Genomic DNA, 3,681 nt, shown 5'->3' on the forward strand with positions numbered 1-3,681 from the left:
GTGCGCAGCGCCACGCCATCGCGGCCCGGGTCGGCGCCGCCGTGCAGTCCGTCGGCCTGCACCTGCACGCCATGCACCCAGCCTATGGTGTAGTTGTACGGGTTGCGGCCCACGCTGTAGCCGTCGGCTTCGAGTTCGCGCGTGGTGTAGCGCGGAATGCGGTTGCAGACGTCGATGGAATTGCTGGTCGAGGAGAAGCGCGGCGCCGCGACGGCGGCCTGCATTTCCATGCCATGGTCGATGACGTTGAGCAGCACCTGCAGCACGCCCATCGCGATCTGCGTGCCGCCTGGCGCGCCCAGCACCATGTCGAGCGCGCCGTCCTTGAACGTCATGGTCGGGCAGGACGACGTGAAGCGGCTCTTGCCCGGCTGTATGCTGCCCGCGCGGCCCGGGCGCGGGTCGAACACGCCCATGCAGCCGTTGTAGAGAAAGCCCATTCCCGGCGTGATCACGCCCGAAGGCATGGCCAGCGAATGCGTCATCGAGACCGCGTTGCCGTCGGCGTCAACGATGCTCAGGTGTGTGGTGTCGCGCGGCACGGGCGCGCCCGGATTGAAGCGCTCCACGTTGAAGCGCTGGCCCTGGCGAATCTGCTGCGCGACCGCGCGCGCCATGTCCTTGGACAGCAGCTGCTCCAGCGGCACATCGACAAAGCGCGGATCGCCGATATGCCGGTCCTTGTCGGTTGTCGCCTTCTTCATCGCTTCGCAGACCAACTGGATGTACGCGGGGCTGTTGTGTTCCATCGCGCCCAGATCGAAGTGCTCGAGGATGTTGAGCATCTCCATCAGCATCGCGCCGCCGCCCGGGGGCCGGTTGGTGGTGATGCTGCGATCGCGGTAACTGCCGACCAGCGGCGCATTGCGCTGCACGCGGTACTGCGCCAGATCTTCCAGCGTGATCAGCGCGCCCAGCGACTGCAGGTGCGCGACCATCTTGTGCGCGATCTCGCCTTCATAGAAGGGCGCTGCGCCTTCGTCGGCAATCTGGCGCAGCACGTCGGCCATGCCCGCATTGCGCAGCGGCGCGCCTATCGGCTTGGCGCGGCCGTCGGGCCGGCAATAAAGCGCCCGGCCTTCCTCGCTGTATTGCAGGCGCTCCAGGTTGCCGACGCGGCCCATCGAGGGTTCGTCGGTCCAGAACGCATGCATGCCGGGGCGCACGAAGAAGCCGTCGCTGGCCCAGGCAATTGCCGGCGCCACCACCTGCTTCCACGGCAGGCGGCCATGGGCGCGGTGCATTTCGGCCAGGCCCTTGAGCGTGGCCGGCACGCCTATGGACTGCGGGCCTATGTCGTTGACGCGGCCGGTCAGGATGAAGCCGAAGCCGTCCTTGGTCTCGCCTTCGAGCAGGTGCTCCCACATGTTTTCGGTGGCGGCCAGCGGCGCGGGCGAGTGGAAGTCGAAGTACTCGTGCACGCCCGCGCCGGGCAGGTAGACGGCCGCCGTGCCGAAGCCCGCGATGCCGCACATCAGCGGATCGACCACGGTCTGGGCCAGCGCCGTGGCGACCGCGGCGTCGACGGCGTTGCCGCCCGCGCGCAGGATCTCGATGCCGGATTCGGCAGCCTCCGGTTGAGGGCAGACCACCATTGCTTCTTTGTTCATGGAATAGGGAAAGTGGCCCCATGCGTGCCTGTGCGGCGTCGCCTGGAGCGAAGTGAACGGGATGGGCTTACTTGCTGTGCAGGTCCAGCGACTCGAGCGTCGGGCCCCAGGCGGCGACGTCGCGCGCCGTGGTCTCCATCACCATCGATGCCGGCCCGGACACCGGGATCACGCCCAGCGTCTTCAGCTTGGCCTGCACGGCCGGGTTCTGGTGAAAGGCCTCGGTGGCCTTGTTGAGCTTTTCCACGATGGCCGCGGGCGTGCCGGCGCGCGCCACGACGGCGCTCCAGCCCATGTTGTCGAAGCCCTTCACGCCGAGCTCGCTGGCCGTGGGAACGTCGGGCAGCCCGGGTACGCGCTGGGGCGCGAGCACGGCCAGCGGATTGAGCTTCTTGTTGAGGATGTGCGGCAGCGCCGTGCCATAGACCGGCGCCATGATTTCGGTCTGCCCGCCAATGGTCGCCAGAATGCCGTCGGCCTCGCCCTTGTACGGAATGTGGGTCATCGTGATGCCCAGCTTCTTCGACAGCAGTTCCACCGCCAGATGGGTCGAGTTGCCCAGGCCCGCCGAGGAGTAGTTGAGCTTGCCGGGCGCGGCCTTGGCCTTGTCCGTGAGTTCCTGCAGCGACTTGATGCCGGTGGCCGGGTTGGCGCTGAGCACGAACGGCACGGTGGTCAGCATGGCGACGCCGGTGAAGTCCTTTTGCGGGTTGTAGGGCAGGGGCTTGTAGGTGAACTGGTTGAGCACCATCAGCGACACGCTGCCGAACAGCAGCGAGTAGCCGTCGGCCGGCTGGGTCAGCAGGCCTTGCGCCGCGATGATGCCGCCCGCGCCGGGCTTGTTTTCCACCACGATCGTCGCACCGATGGCCTTGCCCGCATGCTCGGCCCACAGCCGTGCAATCGTGTCCGAGCTGCCGCCCGGCGCCTGCGAAACGATCAGCCGCACGGGACGTTCGGGATAGGCGCTCTGGGCATGCACGGCGGTAGTGCTGACGGCGCAGACTGCGGCACAGGCCAGCAGCTGGAAGGCGCGGGGAAAGGCATTTGACACGGGCAATCCTTGGACTTAGAAAACATGGAACATGAAGTTATTTTCATGTGATGCCTTGGCTATCTCCTAATGAAAATGCAAACTGCGCTCATGAAGGTTTTCTCATGACTCAAAAAATGGATGGCACCAACTGGGCGCGCCGCCTGAAGATCAAGCATCTGGAACTGTTCCTGTCGCTTGACGAGGCCGGCACGCTGACGCAGGCCGCCGCGCGCCTGCACATGACGCAGTCGGCGATGTCGCACTGGCTGGCAGAAATGGAAAGCGTGGTCGGCACGCCGCTGGTGGTGCGCGGCCGCAAGCTGCAGCTCACGCCTTCGGGCCATCTGCTCAAGCAGCTGGCGATCAACGTGCTGGGCGACATCCAGCACACCGGAAAAGCGCTGAGCGCGGTGGCTGCAGGCCATGTGCCGCGCCTGAACATCGGCAGTGTCTGGGCGGGCATTGCGGGCGGCCTGCCGCAGGCGATTTCCGCGTTCCAGGCGCTGCATGAGGACGTCGCCATTTCCATCCATGACGGGCCGTTCGCCAGCCTGCTCGAAGGCCTGGAGTCGCGCTCCATGGATGCGGTGATCGGCGTGCTCGACGCGCGCGCGCACCGCGAAGGGCTGGAGCACAGGGTGCTGTTCGAAGACCGGGTTGCGGTGGTGATAGGGCGCGGCAGCCGGTTCTGGTCGCAGGCCGCGACGCCGGGCTTTTCCGGGCTGCTGCACGAGCGCTGGGTGATGCCGCCCAGCGGCACGCTCACGCGCATCCAGTTCGATGCATTTCTCATCGAGCAAGGTGCGTCCTGGCTGGTGCCGCGGGTCGAGACCGCATCATTGGCGATGATGCAGGCGCTGCTGCTCAAGGGCGATTACGTGGGCGTGTGTTCCGAGTCCATGGCCGACGAAATGGTCGGCGTGGGCCTGTTTCGCAAACTGCCTATGGAGTCCGCGATCCGCTTCGGGCCCATCACCGTGATGTGGAACACGGACCATGTGAACGCGACGTTGGAAGACTTCATTGCCTGCCTGC

3 protein-coding genes are annotated in these 3,681 nt (G+C 66.2%); 1 reads left to right on the forward strand and 2 read right to left on the reverse strand.

All coding sequences use genetic code 11. From position 1 onward, the window contains the following. Both ggt and RR928_RS24505 read right to left on the reverse strand, forming a co-directional pair. Positions 1–1,610 (reverse strand): gamma-glutamyltransferase (gene ggt, locus RR928_RS24500; RefSeq protein WP_332684682.1); only part of this gene is annotated, 1,610 nt, incomplete at its 3' end. Between the two features lie 67 nt (positions 1,611–1,677). Beyond that, the gene (locus RR928_RS24505) at positions 1,678–2,664 is read right to left on the reverse strand and encodes a Bug family tripartite tricarboxylate transporter substrate binding protein (protein ID WP_442881560.1); all 987 of its coding nucleotides are present in this window, start codon (positions 2,662–2,664) and stop codon (positions 1,678–1,680) included. Positions 2,665–2,780: 116 nt separating this feature from the next. Between RR928_RS24505 and RR928_RS24510 the strand changes: the two genes are divergently transcribed. Then, positions 2,781–3,681 (forward strand): LysR family transcriptional regulator (locus tag RR928_RS24510; protein ID WP_332684684.1); only part of this gene is annotated, 901 nt, incomplete at its 3' end.

This window comes from Comamonas sp. (assembly GCF_036666375.1).
Taxonomy (GTDB): domain Bacteria; phylum Pseudomonadota; class Gammaproteobacteria; order Burkholderiales; family Burkholderiaceae_C; genus Comamonas.